This window comes from Pseudomonas sp. C5pp (assembly GCF_000814065.1).
Classification (GTDB): Bacteria; Pseudomonadota; Gammaproteobacteria; order Pseudomonadales; family Pseudomonadaceae; genus Aquipseudomonas; species Aquipseudomonas asiatica.
In genome coordinates this window covers 20,767-39,224 of sequence record NZ_JWLN01000009.1, presented here as the reverse complement: position 1 = coordinate 39,224, position 18,458 = coordinate 20,767, and the positions used below count along the sequence as shown (strand labels likewise).

Annotated in this window: 19 protein-coding genes; 6 read left to right on the top strand and 13 right to left on the bottom strand. The window is 63.5% G+C overall.

Annotation, left to right across the window (positions count from 1 at the left end; genetic code table 11):
- The first annotated feature begins 2 nt into the window (after positions 1 to 2).
- On the top strand, positions 3 to 1,529 hold the full coding sequence (locus RR51_RS09265) for a cryptochrome/photolyase family protein (RefSeq protein WP_039613288.1): 1,527 nt from the start codon (positions 3 to 5) through the stop codon (positions 1,527 to 1,529).
- Positions 1,526 to 1,708 (top strand): DUF2256 domain-containing protein, encoded by a 183-nt coding sequence (locus tag RR51_RS31755; RefSeq protein WP_082044671.1) that lies wholly within the window; start codon positions 1,526 to 1,528, stop codon positions 1,706 to 1,708. The genes RR51_RS09265 and RR51_RS31755 overlap by 4 nt, the downstream gene beginning before the upstream one ends.
- Here RR51_RS31755 and RR51_RS09260 read toward each other — a convergent pair.
- From RR51_RS09260 to RR51_RS09230, 7 genes are all read right to left on the bottom strand, one after another.
- On the bottom strand, positions 1,646 to 2,134 hold the full coding sequence (locus RR51_RS09260; protein WP_039613287.1) for a DUF2878 domain-containing protein: 489 nt from the start codon (positions 2,132 to 2,134) through the stop codon (positions 1,646 to 1,648). The genes RR51_RS31755 and RR51_RS09260 overlap by 63 nt on opposite strands.
- A complete protein-coding gene (locus RR51_RS09255) occupies positions 2,134 to 3,396 on the bottom strand; it encodes an SAM-dependent methyltransferase (RefSeq protein ID WP_024086828.1) in 1,263 nt (420 codons plus the stop codon). The genes RR51_RS09260 and RR51_RS09255 overlap by 1 nt, the downstream gene beginning before the upstream one ends.
- Complete coding sequence (locus RR51_RS09250; protein WP_039613286.1) at positions 3,371 to 4,180, bottom strand: DUF1365 domain-containing protein; 810 nt, start codon at positions 4,178 to 4,180, stop codon at positions 3,371 to 3,373. The genes RR51_RS09255 and RR51_RS09250 overlap by 26 nt, the downstream gene beginning before the upstream one ends.
- Positions 4,177 to 5,424, bottom strand: coding sequence for an NAD(P)/FAD-dependent oxidoreductase (locus RR51_RS09245; RefSeq protein ID WP_013972159.1), 1,248 nt, complete (start codon positions 5,422 to 5,424; stop codon positions 4,177 to 4,179). The genes RR51_RS09250 and RR51_RS09245 overlap by 4 nt, the downstream gene beginning before the upstream one ends.
- Positions 5,425 to 5,430: 6 nt before the next feature.
- Positions 5,431 to 6,183 carry an SDR family NAD(P)-dependent oxidoreductase gene (locus RR51_RS09240; protein ID WP_013972160.1) on the bottom strand — a complete coding sequence of 251 codons (753 nt, stop codon included), beginning with the start codon at positions 6,181 to 6,183 and terminating at the stop codon, positions 5,431 to 5,433.
- Positions 6,180 to 6,602 carry a nuclear transport factor 2 family protein gene (locus tag RR51_RS09235; RefSeq protein ID WP_015270038.1) on the bottom strand — a complete coding sequence of 141 codons (423 nt, stop codon included), beginning with the start codon at positions 6,600 to 6,602 and terminating at the stop codon, positions 6,180 to 6,182. The genes RR51_RS09240 and RR51_RS09235 overlap by 4 nt, the downstream gene beginning before the upstream one ends.
- A 102-nt stretch (positions 6,603 to 6,704) precedes the next feature.
- Entirely contained in the window at positions 6,705 to 7,151 is a 447-nt protein-coding gene (locus RR51_RS09230; protein WP_003257626.1) for a PAS domain S-box protein, read from the bottom strand.
- A gap of 154 nt (positions 7,152 to 7,305) precedes the next feature.
- Between RR51_RS09230 and RR51_RS09225 the strand changes: the two genes are divergently transcribed.
- From RR51_RS09225 to RR51_RS09210, 4 genes are all read left to right on the top strand, one after another.
- A complete protein-coding gene (locus tag RR51_RS09225) occupies positions 7,306 to 8,193 on the top strand; it encodes a MerR family transcriptional regulator (protein ID WP_039613285.1) in 888 nt (295 codons plus the stop codon).
- Positions 8,194 to 8,410: 217 nt separating this feature from the next.
- On the top strand, positions 8,411 to 9,595 hold the full coding sequence (locus RR51_RS09220; RefSeq protein WP_039613284.1) for a porin: 1,185 nt from the start codon (positions 8,411 to 8,413) through the stop codon (positions 9,593 to 9,595).
- A gap of 269 nt (positions 9,596 to 9,864) precedes the next feature.
- Positions 9,865 to 11,028: a nitric oxide-sensing protein NosP gene (nosP, locus tag RR51_RS09215; RefSeq protein ID WP_039613283.1), complete on the top strand. Its 1,164-nt coding sequence runs from the start codon at positions 9,865 to 9,867 to the stop codon at positions 11,026 to 11,028.
- Positions 10,997 to 12,892, top strand: coding sequence for a PAS domain-containing hybrid sensor histidine kinase/response regulator (locus RR51_RS09210; RefSeq protein WP_039613282.1), 1,896 nt, complete (start codon positions 10,997 to 10,999; stop codon positions 12,890 to 12,892). Before nosP ends, RR51_RS09210 begins: the two co-directional genes overlap by 32 nt.
- Before the next feature lie 171 nt (positions 12,893 to 13,063).
- Here RR51_RS09210 and RR51_RS09205 read toward each other — a convergent pair whose 3' ends face one another.
- From RR51_RS09205 to RR51_RS09180, 6 genes are all read right to left on the bottom strand, one after another.
- Positions 13,064 to 13,729, bottom strand: coding sequence for a response regulator transcription factor (locus tag RR51_RS09205; protein ID WP_013972165.1), 666 nt, complete (start codon positions 13,727 to 13,729; stop codon positions 13,064 to 13,066).
- A gap of 57 nt (positions 13,730 to 13,786) precedes the next feature.
- Positions 13,787 to 14,347 carry a PQQ-dependent catabolism-associated CXXCW motif protein gene (locus RR51_RS09200; protein WP_039613281.1) on the bottom strand — a complete coding sequence of 187 codons (561 nt, stop codon included), beginning with the start codon at positions 14,345 to 14,347 and terminating at the stop codon, positions 13,787 to 13,789.
- Positions 14,348 to 14,639: 292 nt separating this feature from the next.
- A complete protein-coding gene (locus RR51_RS09195; protein WP_039613280.1) occupies positions 14,640 to 15,431 on the bottom strand; it encodes an ABC transporter permease in 792 nt (263 codons plus the stop codon).
- Complete coding sequence (locus tag RR51_RS09190; protein ID WP_013972168.1) at positions 15,428 to 16,168, bottom strand: ABC transporter ATP-binding protein; 741 nt, start codon at positions 16,166 to 16,168, stop codon at positions 15,428 to 15,430. The genes RR51_RS09195 and RR51_RS09190 overlap by 4 nt, the downstream gene beginning before the upstream one ends.
- A complete protein-coding gene (locus tag RR51_RS09185; protein ID WP_039613279.1) occupies positions 16,165 to 17,154 on the bottom strand; it encodes a YVTN family beta-propeller repeat protein in 990 nt (329 codons plus the stop codon). Before RR51_RS09185 ends, RR51_RS09190 begins: the two co-directional genes overlap by 4 nt.
- Positions 17,155 to 17,185: 31 nt before the next feature.
- Positions 17,186 to 18,379 (bottom strand): ABC transporter substrate-binding protein, encoded by a 1,194-nt coding sequence (locus RR51_RS09180; protein WP_039613278.1) that lies wholly within the window; start codon positions 18,377 to 18,379, stop codon positions 17,186 to 17,188.
- Between the last annotated feature and the right edge of the window lie 79 nt (positions 18,380 to 18,458).

The window sequence follows — 18,458 nt, the reverse complement described above, 5'->3', positions numbered from 1 at the left end:
AGATGCGCCTGGGTCTGGTACTGGGTGACCAGCTGTCCTTCGACCTGGCAAGCCTCAACGCCCTCGATCCTGCCCGCGATGCTGTGCTGATGGCGGAAGTGGAAGGGGAGGCCAGGTACGTGCCGCATCATCCGCTGAAGATCGTCCTGATCTTCAGCGCCATGCGGCACTTCGCACTGGCACTGCGCGAGCGCGGTTGGCAGGTGCATTATGTGCAACTCGATGATGACGGCAACAGCGGAACCATCGTTGGCGAGTTGCGGCGCTGGCAGCAGGCCCTGGGAGCCACGCATATTCACCTGACCGAGTGCGGAGAGTGGCGCCTGGAGCAGGCGTTGCGCGATGCCGCACTGCCGCTTGTGTGGCATCGCGACACGCGATTTCTATGCTCTCGCGAAGCTTTCGCGCGCTGGGCCCGGGAGCGCGGCCAACTGCGCATGGAGCACTTCTACCGTGGCATGCGCAAGCGCACCGGCCTGCTGCTGGAGCCTGACGGCAGCCCGGCAGGTGGAACCTGGAATCTCGATGGCCACAACCGCAAGGCCTTGCCTCGCCAGCTACGTGGCCCCTTCGCCGCACATTTCGCACAGGACGACATCACAGCTGCAGTAATAGCCCTGGTACGGCAACGCTTCAGCGACCACTACGGAGCCATCGACGGTTTCGACTACCCGGTGACCCATGCCGAGGCACAGCAGCTCTGGCAACACTTTCTGGATTTCGGCCTGGCGGCTTTCGGTGACTACCAGGATGCGATGGCCGAGGGCGAGCCGTACCTGTTCCATGCGCGCATCAGTGCAGCACTCAATATCGGGCTTCTTGATGTGCGTTTTCTATGCGAAGGGGTCGACAAGGCCTGGCGCGAGGGGCGAGTACCGCTCAATGCAGCAGAGGGCTTCATCCGCCAGTTGATCGGCTGGCGTGAGTATGTACGCGGCATCTATTGGCTGCGCATGCCGGAGTATGCCGCGCTCAATTACCTGGGTAACGAGCGAGCGTTGCCGGAATTCTACTGGACCGGTCGCACCCGCATGCGTTGCATGGAGCAGGCCATCGGGCAGACCCTTCGCCTGGGTTACGCTCACCATATCCAGCGCCTGATGGTCACCGGCAACTTCGCCTTGTTGGCCGGTATCGCGCCCACCGCAATCTGTGAGTGGTACCTGGCTGTCTACATGGACGCCTTCGACTGGGTCGAACTGCCCAACACGCTTGGTATGGTGATGTACGCCGACGGCGGCTACCTGGGCTCCAAGCCTTACTGCGCCAGCGGTCGCTACATCCAGCGCATGTCCGATCATTGCAAGGCCTGCAGTTACAGGGTTGACCAGGTGGCCGAGGAGGACGCCTGCCCGTTCAATGCCCTGTACTGGCATTTTCTCATCCGTCATCGCCACCTGCTTTCGGCCAACCCGCGTCTGGCGCTGGTCTATCGAAACCTTGATGGCATGTCAGCTGACCGTCGCGATGCCATCTGGCAGCGTGGCCAGTCACTTTTGGCGCGACTCGATGCGGCGCAGCCGATATGAAAAAGGGTCTTTTGCCCAGCAAGGTCTGCGTGGTGTGTGGGCGGCCGTTCAACTGGCGCAAGCGCTGGTCACGTTGCTGGGAGCAGGTGCGCTACTGCTCCGAACGATGCCGCAAGTCAGCACCGCACCGCAAGGCGCACAAGCAGGGGGAGGGTAACGGCCCATATCGGCATCAGTAGCAGGCCGGTTACCAGTGGGCCCATGGGCAAGTCGACATTTGCCAGCCCCGCTCCGCCTACATAGGCCAGCGGGCCGCCAACTGCACCCAGCAGTGCACCGAGCTGACAGTGCCTGTCGGCCCATGCCAGGCTGTGGCGCATGCCGCTGGCCAGTACCAGCCACAGCAGCGCAAGCCACAGCGGCAATGGCCAGGTGTCGAAGCTGAACACGCCCAGCGCGCCCAGCACGCTATCCAGCACACACCCGACCGGCGTTACCAGCAACAGCGCCTTGACCTCTGTGTGGACGGCCGGGCACAGGCTCAGATGCACGGCCAGGCCAGCAATCACCAGCATCGACAGGAAGGGCTTTTCGGCCCCCAGTACGCATAGCCACCAGCCAGCCTGTAGCCACAAGGCATTGGCGAGCAGCCAGCCACGGCTCATCAGGCGCTGCCAGGCAAGGGCGCGCGCCGTGCCTGGGGCGCTGCCCAGAGCAGATGCGCGACACCGATGGTGCGCTCCTCGAAACCGCCCTGGCAGTAACACAGGTAGAACTCCCACAGGCGCTGGAACATGTCGTCGTAGCCAAGGTCCGTCAACGCTGCGCGTGCCTGGCGCAGGTTCTCTCGCCAATGCCGCAATGTGTGGGCATAGTCCTGGCCGAAATCTTCCATGTGCAAGAGGTTGAGTGCGGTGTGCCGGCTGGCAGTTTCCAGCATCACGCTCAACGAAGGCAGGGCGCCACCGGGGAAGATGTAGCGCTGGATGAAATCGACCGACCGCCGCGCCTGCTCATAGCGCTGGTCGCGTATGGTGATCGCTTGCAACAGCATCAGGCCGTCGGCCTTGAGTAGCGAGGCGCACTGGCGGAAATACACCGGCAGGTAACGGTGGCCGACAGCCTCGATCATCTCGATCGAGACCAGTTTGTCGAAGGTGCCTTGAAGATCGCGGTAGTCTTCGCGAAGCACTTTCACGCGCTGCTCCAGCCCCAGGGCCTGAACGCGTTGCAGGGTATGGCTGTACTGCGCCTCGGAAAGCGTGGTGGTGGTGACCTTGCAGCCATATCGGGTGGCGGCGTGGATCGCCAGGCTGCCCCACCCGCAGCCGATCTCCAGCAGGTGGTCGGCAGGGCTCAGCTCCAGCTTCTGGCAGATGCGCTCCAGCTTGTGCAGCTGTGCTTGCTCCAGTGTCTGCCCTGGGTGTTCGAACTGAGCTGCCGAATACATCATGGTGGGGTCGAGCAGCCGCTCGAACAGGGCATTGCCCAGATCGTAGTGCGCCAGAATATTGCGGCGGGCACCGCGCCTGTTGTTGCGGTTGAGTTTGTGCTGCAACCGCAGGGCAGGGCGGCCGAAGCGGGCCAGGCCCCCTTCGAGCGCGTCAAGTACCTCAAGGTTTGCGACGAACAGACGAGTCACCAGTGCCAGGTCGGGACTACGCCAATAGCCGTGAATGTAGGCTTCGCCAGCACCGATCGAGCCATTGCCGGCTATCAGGCCCCAGGTGATGTCATCAAGGATCTCCACCTCGGCCTGCAACGGGCTGTGGGCGTCACCGAAACTCCACTGCTGCCCGTGGCTGAGCAGGCGCAGGTGGCCATGGCGCAGCCTGCCCAGCCGGGCGAGCACGGCATTTCGTGCCAGCCCGCCGAACAATGGCCCGAGGCCTGCGAACTTGCTAACGCTCAGGGTGGGGTTCGACATCATCAGGGTCCTCGCAGGAATGGCCGAGCGCCAGGTCACGCTGGCTGGCCGTGTGGTCATGGACGGGTGTGCGTTTGAACAGCAGGCGCAATGCCTGCCAGTAAATGGCCGAGACGGTGCGCAGGCTCATCCATGGGAAGGCCAGTACGTATCGGTGCACAGCGGCTCTATCCAGCGCCTGGCGTTGCAAGGCCAGGTCGGCCTCGAACACCTTGCTATCGCCTTGCCAGTTCTCCATGTGGATGCGCACATGTTCAGCGTCCAGGGCGAAGCGCAAGCGATAGTCCATGTGCAGCGGCATGAACGGCGACACATGGAAGGCCTTGGCGACGCTGAAGGGCTCGGCAAGGTTTCCGCGCACCGGCAGCACGTAATGGAAGCGTTCACGCCATGGTGTGTTTCGCACCTCCAGCAGGATTGCCGTCAGCCGTCCGTCGCGGTCATGGCAGAAATAGAAACTGACCGGGTTGAACGACAGCCCCCAGCAACGCAATTGCGTGAGCAGGTGCACCGGCCCCTCAGGCATTTCTCCCGTCGCGCTGCGCACCAGCAAGCGTGCAGCCTGGGCCAGGGACTCGCCCCGGCGGGTCTGGGCTGGCAGGTAATCTGCCTGGTTCCAGCTCAGCGGCGCCAGGCGCCAGCGCCACAGCCAGCGTGACAGGCCTGTCAGCAAGGCTTGCTCGTCCAGGTCCAGGTAGAACATGCCGATCCTGTAGCGGAAGGCGTGGGGGCGCGGCGCCAGGCGCCGGTGGCTGACCCAGCCCACGCAAAGGCTGCTGTTCACAGGTGCTCTCCGAAATGCGCGGCCACCTTCAACGCACTGACCACGCCATCTTCGTGAAAGCCGTTGCCCCAGTAGGCGCCGCAGAAGTAACTGTGGCGCTGGCCCTGCAGCTGCGCCTGGCGCGCCTGCGCGGCGCACGCCGCAAGGCTGTATTGCGGATGGTCGTACTGGAAGCGGGCAATGATCTGCGCCGGATCCACCAGCGCGGTCTGGTTGAGGCTCACGCAGAAGGTCGTCGGTGCCTGGATACCTTGCAGAATGTTCATGTTGTAGGTCAGCGCGGCAGGCGCCTGCTGCGGCCCGCCGAGACGGTAGTTCCAGCTGGCCCAGGCGCGCTTGCGGCGGGGTAGCAGACGGGTATCGGTGTGCAGCACCACATCGTTGCTGGCATAACCGATGGCGCCGAGCACTTCCCGTTCCTGCACGCTCGGCGCTTCGAGCAAAGCCAGGGCCTGGTCGCTGTGGCAGGCGAACACCACATTGTCGAAACGCTCGGTACCGGCAGCGCTCGTCAGGGTGACGCCACCTTCGTCGCGGCTGACCCGGAAAACCTTGCAGTCGAGGCGGATGCGCCCGGCAAACGGCCGGCACAGCGGACTGACATAGCTGCGCGAACCCCCTTCGATCACGCGCCACTGTGGACGTTGGTTGACCGACAACAAGCCGTGGTTGCGACAAAACCGCACAAAGAACGCAAGTGGGAAGCCGAGCATGTCCGCGCGGGACATCGACCAGATCGCCGACCCCATCGGTACGATGTAATGGTCGATGAAGCGCTGTCCATAGCGCTGAGCCCGGAGGTAAGCGCCCAGGGTCGCGTTGGCATCGATACGCTGGTTATCCAGGTCGGCGAGCGCCTGACGATTGAAACGCAGAATATCCCGTAGCATCCCCCAGAACCCCGGGGACACCAGGTTGCGGCGTTGGGCGAACAGGGTATTCAGGTCGTGCCCGTTGTATTCCAGGCCAGTGACCGGATCATGCACCGAGAAACTCATTTCGGTCGGCCGTGAGGCGACCTTCAGGTGGTCGAGCAAGCGGATGAAGTGCGGGTAGGTCCAGTCATTGAAGACGATGAAGCCGGTATCTATTGCATGGCGTTCACCCTGCCAGATCACATCGAGGGTATGCGTGTGGCCCCCGATCCATTTCTCGGCTTCGAAAACCGTCACCTCATGCTTGCGTGACAGCAGATGAGCGCAGGATAGCCCTGCAATGCCGCTGCCGATGATTGCTATACGCATGGATCATCATTCCTGTTCATGACGGGCAAGGCGTTGCCCAAGCCCCAGGCGCAGGCGCGCGGGCAGTGCGCCAAGCAGGCGCAATACCAGGATGAAAAGCCGGGGGAAGTTGATTTCCAGCGGGCGCTCGGGAAGGCGTTTGGCAATATGGCTGGCTGCGCGCTGCGCCGACCACAGCTGCGGCATGGGGAAATCGTTGCGACGGGTCAATGGCGTGTCGACAAAGCCCGGGTTGACGAGGGTGACGGCGATGCCTTCGCGGGCCAGGTCGATGCGCTGCGATTCCACCAGATAACGCACGGCTGCCTTGGACGCGCCATAGGCGCCGGCACGGGGCAAGGCCAGCCAGGTCACCGAACTGCCCATGACCACCAGATGAGGGCGTTGACCGGCGCGAAGCAAGGGCAGGGCCGCTGCCAGGCAGTAGCTGACAGCAAGGAAATTGGTACGGACCACACGCTCGACCAAGGCAGGGTCGAAATGGTCCGGCTCCAGGTACTCGCAGGTGCCTGCATTGAGGATCACCCTGTCCAGCGCTCCCCAGGCCTGCTCGATACGGGTTGCGATCCCGGCGACCTGTACGGGGTCGTCCAGGTCGCCAATGGCCAGCAGCACCTGCCCGGGAAAACGTTCAGCCAACGGGGCGAGACGATCTGCATGCCGTGCGCCCAAGGCAACCTGGTGGCCTTGCTCCAGCAGGCATTGTGCAAGTGCGGCACCGATACCGCTGCTTGCGCCTGTCAGCCAGCAGCGGCTCATGCCATCCGGCCTTTGAGCCATCGAATCGCACCGCCCATGACCGGAACATGTTCGTAGAGCAGGGCTGCTGCGTCGAAATAGTCCTGGTGAAAATGGACCCGGTCATGCCATTGCAGGTAACTGCATCCCTGCAAGCTGATCTGCTGGCCGCGGGCCAGGCGTGGGTGGCGAAACTGCAGGGTCCAGCGCAGGTAACCTTGCCCGGGCATCACTTCGTCGATGCTGGAAAAGGCATAGCGAATGTCGTGAGCGTTGGCGTACAACTGCGCGAAATAGGTTCGCAGAGCCCGCAGCCCCTGGATCTGATGCAACGGATCGCGAAAAGTGACATCGTCGCTGTACAGCTTTTCAAGGGTGCCGAGGTTACCCCCGTCGAGTCTGCTGAAGTGCTCGGCGAATTGCTGCAGATACGCTGACATGCTTGACTCCAGGAAATCCTGTACAGAAATGGCTTGTTGTACAGGTATATCTGAAGTCTAAGCGTAAATCTATACAAGTCAACGATCTTGTATAGGTTTTGTTCAGCGCTCAGCCTGGCCCAGTTGTCGGCGCAATTCAGCCACCTCGGCCTCCAGCTCGCGTAGCTTCTCCTCAGCGAAAATCTGCGCTGTGACATCGCGCTGGATGCCGATGTAGTACGTCAACTGGTCTGCCTCGTTGTACACCGGCGTGACGGACAACTCGTTCCAGAACAAGCTCCCGTCCTTGCGGTAATTGCGCAGCACCTGGCAGCACGGCAGGCCTCCACGGATCGCCTCGCGGATGTTGGCAAGGCCGGCCTGGTCATGATCGTCGCCCTGCAGAAAACGGCAGTCCTGATACAGGATGTCCTCGGCGCGATAGCCGGTCAGGCGCTCGAAGGCGGGGTTGACGTATATAAGGATGCTGTCGTCGCCCTCCTGCTCTGCGACGACGATGCCATCGTTGGAATGCTCGACCATCAGTTGCATGAGTTTCGCGTTGATCATGGGGCCCACCTACAGGCATTTAGGATGCTAAGTGCGCAGCCTGGCCTGCGTGCAGAAGGCCTCGGCGCCGTTTGTTGCATGATGACCCAAGGAGGCTCGCCGCAGAAGGTGCATATGGGTTTAGAATGTGCCACCCCCCAGATAAACCCTCATCATGACTGACGCCACCCCAGCCGATTTGCTACCCATGCGCGATGTGGTCAGCCTGACCGGCATCAATCCGGTGACCTTGCGGGCATGGGAGCGGCGCCATGGGTTGATAAGCCCGCAGCGCACCGAGGGTGGCCATCGCCTTTATACCGCCCGCGATGTCCAGCGCATACGCGACATCTTGCGCTGGACCGGCAATGGGGTGCCCATCAGCAAGGTAGGCGGCATGCTCGCAGGCCAGCCGGATGCGCCGGTGCAGCAGCACTCGGCGTTCGACGACTGGCGCGCTGCCGTGGAGCGTGCAACCAAGGCATTCGATACACAAGCGCTGGAAAGCATCCATGGGCAGTTGTTCACCGTCCTGCCCAAGGCCACCGTGCTGCGTGAGGTGCTGATGCCAGTCTGGCATGGCCTGGCCTCAGGCATTGCGCCGGGCCAGCGTAGCCAATGGCTGTTTCTGGACATGTTCCTGCGCGCCCGCCTGCTGATGCGCCTGCAGATGAACCAGGCCGATGCACCGCGCGTGCTGCTGGCAGGCACCGAGGGGCAAGCTGAACTGCAGGTGTTGTGCACCGGGCTGCTGTTGAGCAGCGAGCAGCAACGCATCGAAGTGCTCGGTTGCGGGCAGCCGCTGGAAGAAATACCCATGCTGTGTGCAGCAATGCAGCCCGCAGCAGTGGTGATCAAGGTCCAGGTGCCGGTGGACCCTGCCTTGGCCAGGCGCCTGCGTTCGCTGCAAATGGCAATCGTTTGTCCGCTGGCCGTGATTGGCGAGGGATTGGCTGATTTACAACCAGCCTGGCAAGGCCTCCCGCTGTGTCTGCTGGACGAGCAGCGCGCTGACGTCGCACCCATGCTGAACGCCTTGCTCAGTGGTGCCCTGGACCTTTGACAGGGGCCCGCCGTAGTCTGCCGTACTGATCCTCGCCTGCTCCTGTGGGTTACGCCAGAAGTCTTGCCTCTGGGCGTAACCCGGTCCTGGGCCGGAATCATCACGCCGCGCGCGCAGGCCCAAAGCACCTGGCAGCCCCCTCCAAGGCAGCGTTTCTGGCTGTTTGCCAGCTTCTGATAATCGCCTCCGACATCCCGTCCCCGTTTCGGAGCGCGCCATGTACAACAATAAGAATCTGTCCCCACGTTTGCTGGCGGCTGTTACCGTCAGCCTGTCGAGCCTTTGCCTGAGCAGCCTGGCCCAGGCCGAGATCATGCTGTACGACAAGGACCAGACGACGTTTTCCACCGACGGCTATATCAACGCCTTCTACGTCAACAGCGATGTCGATCGGCAGGGTGAGCAGTTCGATCGCCGCCAGTCACGGGTGAAGATGGGCTTTCTGCCCAACTACCTGGGCTTCAACATGGGCAAGCAGGTGGATGACCTGAAGCTCGGCGCGCGAGCCTCGTTCTGGGTGACCATCAACGACAGCGAAACCAACGGTACCGACACCGCCATCGACGTGCGCCAGTTCTACGGCACCGTGGCCAACCCCGAGTGGGGTGAGGTGCTGATCGGCAAGGATTTCGGGCTGTTCGCCCGTTCCAATATCCTGCTCGACGAACTGCTGGCCGGTTATGGCCAGGTCAGTGACACCCTGGGGCTGGTTGACGGCGGCGGGGTCTCGTTCGGCAACATCGGTAGCGGCTACCCGTACCCGTTCCCCACCTCGCAGATCACCTATCGCACCCCAGTGATGGACGGCCTGCGGGTGGCGGTGGGCATCATGGACCCGGTGGACACCAACGACAGCAGCCCGACCGGCAAGGCCTACCAGGAAAACCCGCGTACCGAAAGCGAGATCACCTACCAGTTCGACCTGGGTGGGGCGCAGATCTACAGCTGGCTCAACGGCAGCTACCAGACCTCCGACAACACCGACCCGGCGGTGCAGTCGGTCACCTCCAAAGGTGTCGGCTACGGTGTGCAGGCGAAGATGGGAGGGCTGTCGCTGACCGGCTCGGGGTTCCAGGCCAAGGGCATCAACCCGTTCTTCACCAACAACGCCGGCGAACCGACCTTGCGCAATGTCGACAGCGACGGCTACCTGCTGCAGGGCTCCTACAAGGTCGGCAAGAACCGGGTGGCGCTGTCGTATGGCAAGACCAAGGACGATGGCAACGGCGCGGTGGGCAGCGGTGCGGACTATGAAACCCGTGGCGTGGCGCTGTTCCATGACGTCAACGACAACCTCAAGCTGGTTGCCGAGTACAACCAGTTCTCCATCGACGGCCATGAAACCAGTGACCAGAACGAAGACACCGATACCTTTGCGGTGGGGGCGGTGTTGACCTGGTAAGCCTTGCCAGGCCGGGCAACACGGTCAATTGTAGGAGCGGCCTTGTGTCGCGAAAGGGCCGCAAAGCGGCCCCAGGATTTCAGCAGCGATGCACAAATTGCTGGGGCTGCTTTGCAGCCCTTTCGCGACACAAGGCCGCTCCTACATGGTCCCGCGCATGCCGGTGAAATTACGTCCATGGAACCGCCCACCCGCTACCCAAGTAGCATTCGTCGTCGATGATCGCCTTCGTACACTCATCACTCAGCCACCCCGCGCCGGAGACCACGATGCAGCAGGCTCACAACGACGGTGTGGTCAGCGCCATGTCCCAGGCAACCGACGCCCGGCAGGCAGCCCAGGAGCTGGCGGCGCAGTTGCTGCATCCGCACCTGGGCTTCGTGCTGTTCTTCTGCTCCGCCGAATACGACCTGCAGGCCCTGGGCGAAGCCCTGGAGCAGGGCTTTGGCGGCATCCGCCTGGTCGGTTGCACCAGCGCCGGGGAAATCACCCCGCAGGGCTATGGCCGCAACTGCATAACGGCAGTGGGGTTCGATCATCGGCACTTTTCCATCGCCACCGAGCTGATCGACGAAATGGAGCGCTTCAGCCTGATCGACGCCCAGCAGATGGTCGAGCGCCTGGTCGGCACCTGCCGCAGCAATAACCTGGCGCCGATCAAGGGCCACAGCTTTGCCCTGACCCTGCTCGACGGCTTGTCCAGCCGTGAGGAAATGGTGCTTGCCGCCCTCAGTGCGGCCCTGGGCGACATCCCGCATTTCGGCGGCTCGGCCGGCGACGACAACTACCTGACCCGCACCCATGTGTATTTCGGCGGCGCGTTCCACCACGGCGCGGCGGTGGTGGTGCTGGTCAATACCTGGCTCGACTTCGAAGTGTTCACCACCCACCACATCCTGCCGCGCCAGGAAAAGCTGGTGGTCACCGGCGCCGACAGTGCCCAGCGCCGGGTCTTCGAACTGAATGCCGAGCCAGCTGCCGAGGAATACGCCCGGCACATCGGCGTGCCGGTGGCCGAGCTCGATCATCGTGTGTTCGCTGCCCATCCGCTGGCCGTGCGCATCCACGACCAGTATTACGTGCGGGCGATACAGCAGGTGCACCCGGACCTGAGCCTGAGTTTCTACTGCGCTGTTGAAAACGGCATCGTGCTTACCGCCATGACCCCGGGCCCGCTGTTGCCGAACCTGCACCAGTTGTTCGACGGCTTGCAGCAGCGCCTCGGCCCGCTGCTGCTGACCATCGGTTGCGATTGCTTCCTGCGGCGGCTGGAGCTCGAAGCCCGGCACGGCCTGGAGCCGATCGGCGCGTTCCTGCGCGAGCAGCGGGTGATCGGCTTCAACACCTACGGAGAACAGTTCGATGGCATGCACATCAACCAGACCTTCACCGGAGTCGCCATTGCCCGCAACCGGCCTCCTGTCGGTCGCTGAACTGCAGGCCGAGGTCGCCCGGCTGCAGCACCAGAACCACAAGCTGCAGCGTATCAACGGCGCACTGATCGAGCGTATCGAGTCCGGCGTCACGCGTGGCAACGACCCTTATGCCGCGTTCCAGCATTCGGTGGTGCTGGCCGAGCAGGTGCGCGAACGCACCGAAGCGCTGAACCAGGCCATGGCCGAGCTCAAGGCCGTCAACCACCTGCTCAGCGAGGCCCGGCAGCGCGCCGAGACGGCACACCAGCACCAGATTCGCCTGATCACCGACCATGTACCGGCGTTGATCGCTTACCTGAATGCCGACCTGGTCTACGAATTCACCAACAAGGTCTATGAAGAATGGTATTGCTGGCCTCGCGGCGTGATGCTGGGCCAGAGCCTGCGCGAAGCCCACAGCGAGCAGCATTACCAGCGCCTGGAGGCCTACGTGGCGCGGGCGCTGGCGGGGGAGAGCGTAACCTTCGAGTTTGCCGAAACCAACATCAACGGCCAGGAACGCTACATGCTGCGCTCCTACGTGCCGAACCGCCTGGCCAATGGCGAAGTGGTGGGCATCTTCGTGTTGATCCGCGACATCACCGAGCGACGCAATACCGCACAGGCGCTGCACCAGGCGTATCAGCACCTGGAGCAACGGGTACGCGAGCGCACGGCCGAGCTGACCAGCCTCAACGAGCAGCTGCTGCGCGAAATCGAGGAGCGCAGCCGGGTGGAATCGCGCCTGCGCGAGGCCAAGCGCGAGGCCGAGCAGGCCAACCTGTCGAAAACCAAGTTCCTTGCCGCCGTCAGCCATGACTTGCTGCAGCCACTGAACGCGGCGCGGCTGTTCACCAGCGCCTTGCTCGAACACCGCGAGCCGCACAACAGTGCCCATTTGGTGCGTAATGTCAGCAACTCGCTGGAGGATGTGGAGAACCTGCTAGGTACCCTGGTGGATATTTCCAAGCTCGATGCTGGCGTGATCAAGGCCGATGTCGCCCCGTTCGCTCTGCGCGAACTGATGGACAACCTCGCTGCCGAATACGCCCAGGTGGCGCGCAGCGAAGGGCTTGAACTGCATTTCGTGGGCTGTTCCGCCGTGGTGCGCAGTGACATCCAGCTGCTGGCGCGGATCCTGCGCAACCTGCTCAGCAATGCCATTCGCTATACCCGCAGTGGGCGCGTGGTGCTGGGCTGCCGGCGCCAGCGTGGCGGCTTGCGGATCGAAGTATGGGACAGCGGGATCGGTATCGCCGAAGAGCACCTGGAAGAAATGTTCCAGGAGTTCAGGCGCGGTGATGTGCAGCGTCCGGACCAGGACCGTGGCTTGGGCCTGGGCCTGGCGATCGTGGAAAAGATCGCCGGCATTCTTGGCCACCGGATTCGGGTGCGGTCATGGCTTGGCAAAGGCTCGGTATTCGCGGTCGAAGTGCCGCTGAGCACCACCGCGCCCAAGGCCCAGCCGAGCCAGGCAATCAGCGAGCCGATGCTCGAACGCCTGCGCGGGGCGCGGGTGTGGGTACTGGATAACGATGCGGCGATTTGCGCCGGCATGCGTACCCTGCTGGAGGGGTGGGGCTGCCGGGTGGTCACCGCGCTGTCGGAGGAAGACCTTGCGCGCCAGGTGGACAACTACCATGCCGAGGCCGACCTGCTGATCGCCGACTACCACCTGGACAACGACTGCAATGGCGTCGACGCCGTGGCGCGGATCAATGCCCGCCGTACCCAGCCCTTGCCGGCGATGATGATCACCGCCAACTACAGCAACGAGCTCAAGCAACAGATCCGCGAGCAGGGCCACACCCTGATGCACAAGCCGGTGCGGCCGATGAAGCTTAAGGCGGCGATGAGCCATTTGCTGGGCAGCCAGGGCTAGCCGTGATGCCAGACAATCGGACCCAAAGGCTGCTCAGTACCTGTAGGAGCAGCCTTGCGCTGCGAAGAGTCCATTACTGCTAGAGAAGATTTTTGCCTTGCCGGCCTCTTCGCAGCACAAGGCTGCTCCTACAGGGCAATGAGGTAGCCTTGGAAAATGAGCAGGGACAGATCAACGCCGCAGGTAATCACCGAAATCGATATCACCGGCACTGAGGATGGCCTGCACCCGGTTGTGCACGTTGAGCTTGCGCAGGATCGCCGAAACGTGGGCCTTGACCGTGGTCTCGGCGATATCCAGGGTGTAGGCGATCTGTTTGTTCGACTCGCCCTTGGTCATGCGCTCGAGCACCAGCAACTGCTTGCGGGTCAGGGCCTGGAGCATCTCCGGCGGGAAGCTCGGGGCATCGTTCAGGCGCCGGCTGGTGCTGCTTTTCTGGGCTCGGATGATGTCGGGCGGCAGGTAGACATTGCCGTTGAGGATCTGCTCGATCGCTTCGATCATTTGTGAACGTGGCGAGGACTTGGTGATGAAGCCCACCGCGCCATAAGTGATGGCCTGCAGCACGATCTGCTTTTCCTGCTCGGCTGAGACGATCACCACCGGCGTGGTCGGTGCCTCGTTGCGCAGGGTGATCAGGCCATTGAGGCCATGCATGCCGGGCATGTTCAGGTCGAGCAGGATCAGGTCGAGGTCGTCATGTTCGTGGGTCAGCGCCAGGGCGCTGTCCAGGTCGGCAGTTTCCATGACTTCGCTGCCCTGGAAGCCATCGCTGATAACGTTGTGGATGGCTTCGCGAAACAGGGGGTGATCGTCGGCAATCAGAATTTTGTACATGGCCTTTTCACCTCGTTTTTATTGGATGGAGCGGGCACGCGTTTGCAGGCGATGAATTCAGGGGAAGGGTTCCGGCTGCGCTGGCTGCAGCGGCAGGTTGGCCTGTTGCCAGGCGTCCAGGCCATCGCGGTACCAATACAGATTCTTATAGCCCAGGGCTTTCGCGCGTTTTACCGCGTTCCAGCTTAACCAGCAATCGGAGCGGCAGTAAAAGACCAGCGGTTGCTCCGTGCGCCCGGCGGTGGCTAGTTGCAGGTGGCGCACGAAGTAATCGTGCCACGCCGGGCTCAGCTCACCGTCGCCGGTGTTGGCCAGCCAGCGGCTGCCGGGGATGTTGGCGTGGGGTTCATCTTCGATGAAGCGGCCTTGCAGCCATTGACGGCGATAGACGTCGATCAGCACCGGCTTGGGGGTGTGCCCCAGCAGGCCTTGCAGCATGGCGGTGTCGATGACCTGGCCGCCTTCGACCTGCTGTGGGGTCGGGCTGCGGTAGAGGGTGGTGCGGTAGCCGTCGGCAGAGAATAGCGGCGTGGTATCGGCCTGGGCAGCGCCTAGCGTCAGGCTCAGGGAAAGCGCCGCCAGCAATGGGCGTGGCAGCCGGGGCAGGGCACGTGGCATGGGGGTTGTCCTTTTTGTTATAGGCCCATTACATGCCAGTGGCGGTGCATTGTGAATGCGACGATCAGACAGCAAAGGCAGTACCAAAGTAGTAGAAAGCCGGGCGCCTCTGGCCTGATCCTGCCCAATATCTGAATGCATGCGCGATCCCTGTGGGAGCGGGTTTACCCGCGAACACCGGCGAAGCCGGTGCCATGCACCGCGTCGCCTTCTTCGCGGGTGAACCCGCTCCCACACGGACCGTGTTCCTTCAACGGGTTCGGCGAAGGGGCCGGAGGGAGACAGCTGCCAATCAGCGCGGCTTGCGCAGCGCCGCATGCTGGGGGTTGAAGGTGAGGATCGCCAGCAGGGTGAACAGCACGGTCAGCCCCAGGCATACCGCCAGCGCCAGCGGGTTGAAGCGCTCATACAAGGCAAAGCGCACCAGCTCCACGGCATGGGTGAACGGGTTCACTGCACACAGCCAATACAGCCACTGGCTAGCCTCGCGCATCTTCCACAACGGGTACAGCGCCGAGGACAGGAAGAACAGCGGGAATATCACGAAGTTCATCACCCCGGCAAAGTTCTCCAGCTGGCGAATCGCATTCGATAGCAACAGGCCCAGGGCGCTGAGCATCAGCGCCACCAGCAACAACGCTGGCAGCGCCAGCAACAGGCCCGCAACCGGTGGCTGCACGCCATACAACCAGGCGATGGCAAGGAAGGCGTACACCTGCAGCAGGGAGATCAACGAGGTCGCCAGCAGCTTGCTGCCGAGCAGGAAGGGCCGCGGCAACGGGCTGGTCAGCAACACGCGCATGCTGCCCATCTCCCGGTCATAGACCATCGACAGCGAGCCCTGCATGCCGTTGAACAGCAGGATCATGCAGGCGAGGCCCGGAATGATGTACACCTCGTAGGGGATGTAGGTGTCGTAGGGCTCGATGATCGCAATGCCCAGGGCCGCGCGAAAGCCGGCGGCGAACACCAGCAGCCACAGCAGCGGGCGCACCAGCGCGCTGAGAAAACGGGTGCGTTGCAGGACGAAACGCAGGCATTCGCGCAGGAGAATGCCGTTGAAGCACTGCCAGTAAGCGTTCATCGGGCATTGGCTCCTGTGGGGGCGCTGGTCAGGCGGGCAAAGGCATGGTCGAGGTCACCGCCGTGCTCCAGGCTAAGGGCGTCGGCCGTGCCGCTGGCCACCAGGCGCCCTTGATGCAGGATCAGCAGGTCATCGCTGGGCTGCACTTCGTCCAGTAGATGGGTGGTCCACAGCACACTGAGGCGCTGCTCGCGGCACAGCAGCCGCAGGTGCTGGTTGAGCGCCAGGCGGCTGGCCGGGTCGAGGCCGACGCTGGCTTCGTCGAGCAACAGCAAACGTGGTTCATGCAGCAGCGCGCGGGCAATCTCCACCCGGCGCCGATGGCCGATGTTCAGTGCCCGGACCGGCTCACGCCGCCGCTCATCGAGGCCCTGGCGGGCCAGTTCGGCATCGACCCGAACATTGCCCTGGCGCCGCGACAGGCCGTGCAGCGAGGCGTGGTAGCGCAGGTTCTGCTCCACGCTCAGGTCAAGGTCGAGGGTGCTTTGCTGGAACACCACGCCCAGCTGGCGCAAGGCCGGGCGCGTGGCGTTGCGCAGCGAGCAGCCGCACACGCGGATGTCGCCATGCTGCAGGTCGTACAAGCGGGTGAGCAGGGCGATCAAGGTCGACTTGCCGGCGCCATTGGGGCCCAGCAAGGCGGCGAAGCGCCCGGGCGCCAGGCTGAAGCCGACTTGCCTGAGCGCCTCGCGCTGGCCGTAGGCAAAGCTCACGTCACTGACTTCGAGGGTATTCATGGCGTCACCACCACGCCCCAGGGGTAGCGGCCGACCTTCACCGACTTGAGCACCTTGAGGTTTTTTGCATCGATCACCGAAACGTCGCCACTGACCCCGTTGGTGGCCAGCAACTGGCTCTGGTCCGGGGTGAACGCCAATTGCCAGACCCGTCGGCCCACCAGCAGGTAGTCGAGTACTTCGTAGGTCTTGGCATCGACCACCGCCACATGGTTGGCCGGGCCCAGGGCGACGAACGCGTACTTGCCATCGGCGCTGAGCTTGATGCCTACCGGCTGGACCTTGTCCGGGTGCACGCCCTTGATCTGGAAGTTCAGGGTTTTCAGCACCTGGCGGCTGGCCACGTCGAGGATGGTCACCGTGCCGCCGATTTCTGCCGAGGCCCACAGCCGCGAGCCGTCCTGGCTGAACTCGACGAAGCGCGGCCGCTGGTCCACCGGGGTGCTGTCCGCCAGTGTCTGGGTGCTGGTGTCGATCCAGTGCAGCATGTTGGTGGTTTCGCTGGTGTTGACCGCCCATTTGCCATCCGGGCTCACCGCCATGCCTTCGGGCTCGATGCCGACGTCGATCTGCCCGAGCACCTTGTCGGTCTGGGTATCGATTACCGTCACCAGCGCGTCGTCCTCGTTGGACACGTACAACCAGCGGTCGTTGGGGTGCAGGGCGAACTGCTCGGGGTCCTTGCCGGAGGGCAGTTCCTTGATGATCTTGCGGGTGGCCACATCCATCACTTGCACCCGGTCCGAATCGCTGGCGCAGATGTACAGCAGCGTGTTGTCGTGGGCCAGCAGCAGGCCGCGCGGGCGCTGGCCCACTGGCAGGGTCTCGGTGACTTGCAGGGTCTGCATGTCGATCAGGCTGAGGCTGTTGTCCTTCTCGTTCGATACCCAGGCGGTGGCGGCCACGGCGTGCCCGCTGGCAAGGGCCAGGGCGCCCGACAGCAGGCTGGGGTAAAGCAGTGCCCGGTGAAAAGGGGAGCGACGCATGGCGAAATCCTTTTTTGTTGTGGTTATCGGGTCAGGGGTAGCCGCAGGTCACTTCGGGCCTGTCGTAGCCCAGGCTGTCCATTTCGTTGAACGGGTGCAGGAAGCCCTCCTGCGGCGAGGTACTGACCAGGGCCCGCGGCTGCACCAGTGGGATCGGCTGGCGCAGCTCGCCGTTCCACGGGCGGTAGCTGAGCTTGCGGCCCTTGAAACCGTCCAGCGGCAACTGCTCGCTGAGCAGCAGTTGCTGCAGGGCGCGGGGCTCGGCCTGGCGCAGTTTGCTCACTGCGCTGGCGATGCTGCGCACGGCCATCCAGGCGGCGAAGTCGCGGTCGTTCATCCAGCGCCCGGCCTGGGCTTCGAAGCGCTTTTGCAACTGCGCCGCGCCGAAGGTTTCAACGGTCTTGTGCCAGCCGGTGGGGGTCAGGCCCTGGGTGCCGGCTACCGGCCGCGGATACCAGGTCTGGTAGGGCAGGTACTCGCCGAAGTCGCCGCGTTCGTCGGCCACCAGCACCACGTCGTACTCGGCGGTTTGGGTGAACAGCGGCATGTCGGCCTGGGCGCTGCGGCGCTGGTCGTTGTCGAATGTCCAGGCTTTCTCCGCGACCAGCTGCATGCCGAAGCGCTTCATGGCGCGGCGCAGGGCCGCCGCATAGGCCCGGTCATCGTCGGTCTGGCCGACGACCAACAGCGCCCGTTGCCATTTGCGCATTACCAGGAATTGCGCGAGGGCATCGGCCAGCATGGCGCGGCTGGGCAGGCTGTGCAGCACATTGCCCAGGCACTGGCTGCTGCGCAGGCTGTCGTCCGGGCTGCCGGCGTTGAACAGCAGGCTGTCGGGCAGGGCGGCAGATAGCGCGCGCAGGCTGGCGGCGGGGGCATTTACCACGAACAGCCGCAGGCCCTGGTCATGCTGTGCCTTGGCAGCCTGCAGCAGGGCTTCGGGGCTTTCGACCGTGGCATTGGCCAGGTGGAATTCCTGTTTGAGAAAACGCCCGCTGCTGTTGCTGTCGACAATCGCCAGTTCGGCGCCCTGCAGCCCGGCATCGGTGGGTTCGGGAATGATGTTGGACAGCAGCGGGCCGGGATCGGGGCGATAGCCGAGATAGCCGATGCGCACCTGCAACAGTTCCCCGCCCGGGGCCTGCGCGGCGGGTGCCGGGCTTGCAGAAAGCGTCGCGGCCAGGGCCAGCAGGCAGGTCATGGCAAGGTGGGCAGGCAGGCGCATAAGGCAACTCCACGGCAGATGGCGCCAGCATAGGAAGCCCGCCGGGAGGGGGAAATATGCAGAAAGTAGCGCTCGCCCG

Bases quoted from the DNA above. Each gene is read 5' to 3' on its own strand.
- RR51_RS09265 (WP_039613288.1), top strand. From the start codon at position 3: ATGCGCCTGGGTCTGGTACTGGGTGACCAGCTGTCCTTCGACCTGGCA.
- RR51_RS31755 (WP_082044671.1), top strand. From the start codon at position 1,526: ATGAAAAAGGGTCTTTTGCCCAGCAAGGTCTGCGTGGTGTGTGGGCGG.
- RR51_RS09260 (WP_039613287.1), bottom strand. From the start codon at position 2,134: ATGAGCCGTGGCTGGCTGCTCGCCAATGCCTTGTGGCTACAGGCTGGC.
- RR51_RS09255 (WP_024086828.1), bottom strand. From the start codon at position 3,396: ATGTCGAACCCCACCCTGAGCGTTAGCAAGTTCGCAGGCCTCGGGCCA.
- RR51_RS09245 (WP_013972159.1), bottom strand. From the start codon at position 5,424: ATGCGTATAGCAATCATCGGCAGCGGCATTGCAGGGCTATCCTGCGCT.
- RR51_RS09240 (WP_013972160.1), bottom strand. From the start codon at position 6,183: ATGAGCCGCTGCTGGCTGACAGGCGCAAGCAGCGGTATCGGTGCCGCA.
- RR51_RS09235 (WP_015270038.1), bottom strand. From the start codon at position 6,602: ATGTCAGCGTATCTGCAGCAATTCGCCGAGCACTTCAGCAGACTCGAC.
- RR51_RS09230 (WP_003257626.1), bottom strand. From the start codon at position 7,151: ATGATCAACGCGAAACTCATGCAACTGATGGTCGAGCATTCCAACGAT.
- RR51_RS09225 (WP_039613285.1), top strand. From the start codon at position 7,306: ATGACTGACGCCACCCCAGCCGATTTGCTACCCATGCGCGATGTGGTC.
- RR51_RS09220 (WP_039613284.1), top strand. From the start codon at position 8,411: ATGTACAACAATAAGAATCTGTCCCCACGTTTGCTGGCGGCTGTTACC.
- nosP (WP_039613283.1), top strand. From the start codon at position 9,865: ATGCAGCAGGCTCACAACGACGGTGTGGTCAGCGCCATGTCCCAGGCA.
- RR51_RS09205 (WP_013972165.1), bottom strand. From the start codon at position 13,729: ATGTACAAAATTCTGATTGCCGACGATCACCCCCTGTTTCGCGAAGCC.
- RR51_RS09200 (WP_039613281.1), bottom strand. From the start codon at position 14,347: ATGCCACGTGCCCTGCCCCGGCTGCCACGCCCATTGCTGGCGGCGCTT.
- RR51_RS09195 (WP_039613280.1), bottom strand. From the start codon at position 15,431: ATGAACGCTTACTGGCAGTGCTTCAACGGCATTCTCCTGCGCGAATGC.
- RR51_RS09190 (WP_013972168.1), bottom strand. From the start codon at position 16,168: ATGAATACCCTCGAAGTCAGTGACGTGAGCTTTGCCTACGGCCAGCGC.
- RR51_RS09185 (WP_039613279.1), bottom strand. From the start codon at position 17,154: ATGCGTCGCTCCCCTTTTCACCGGGCACTGCTTTACCCCAGCCTGCTG.
- RR51_RS09180 (WP_039613278.1), bottom strand. From the start codon at position 18,379: ATGCGCCTGCCTGCCCACCTTGCCATGACCTGCCTGCTGGCCCTGGCC.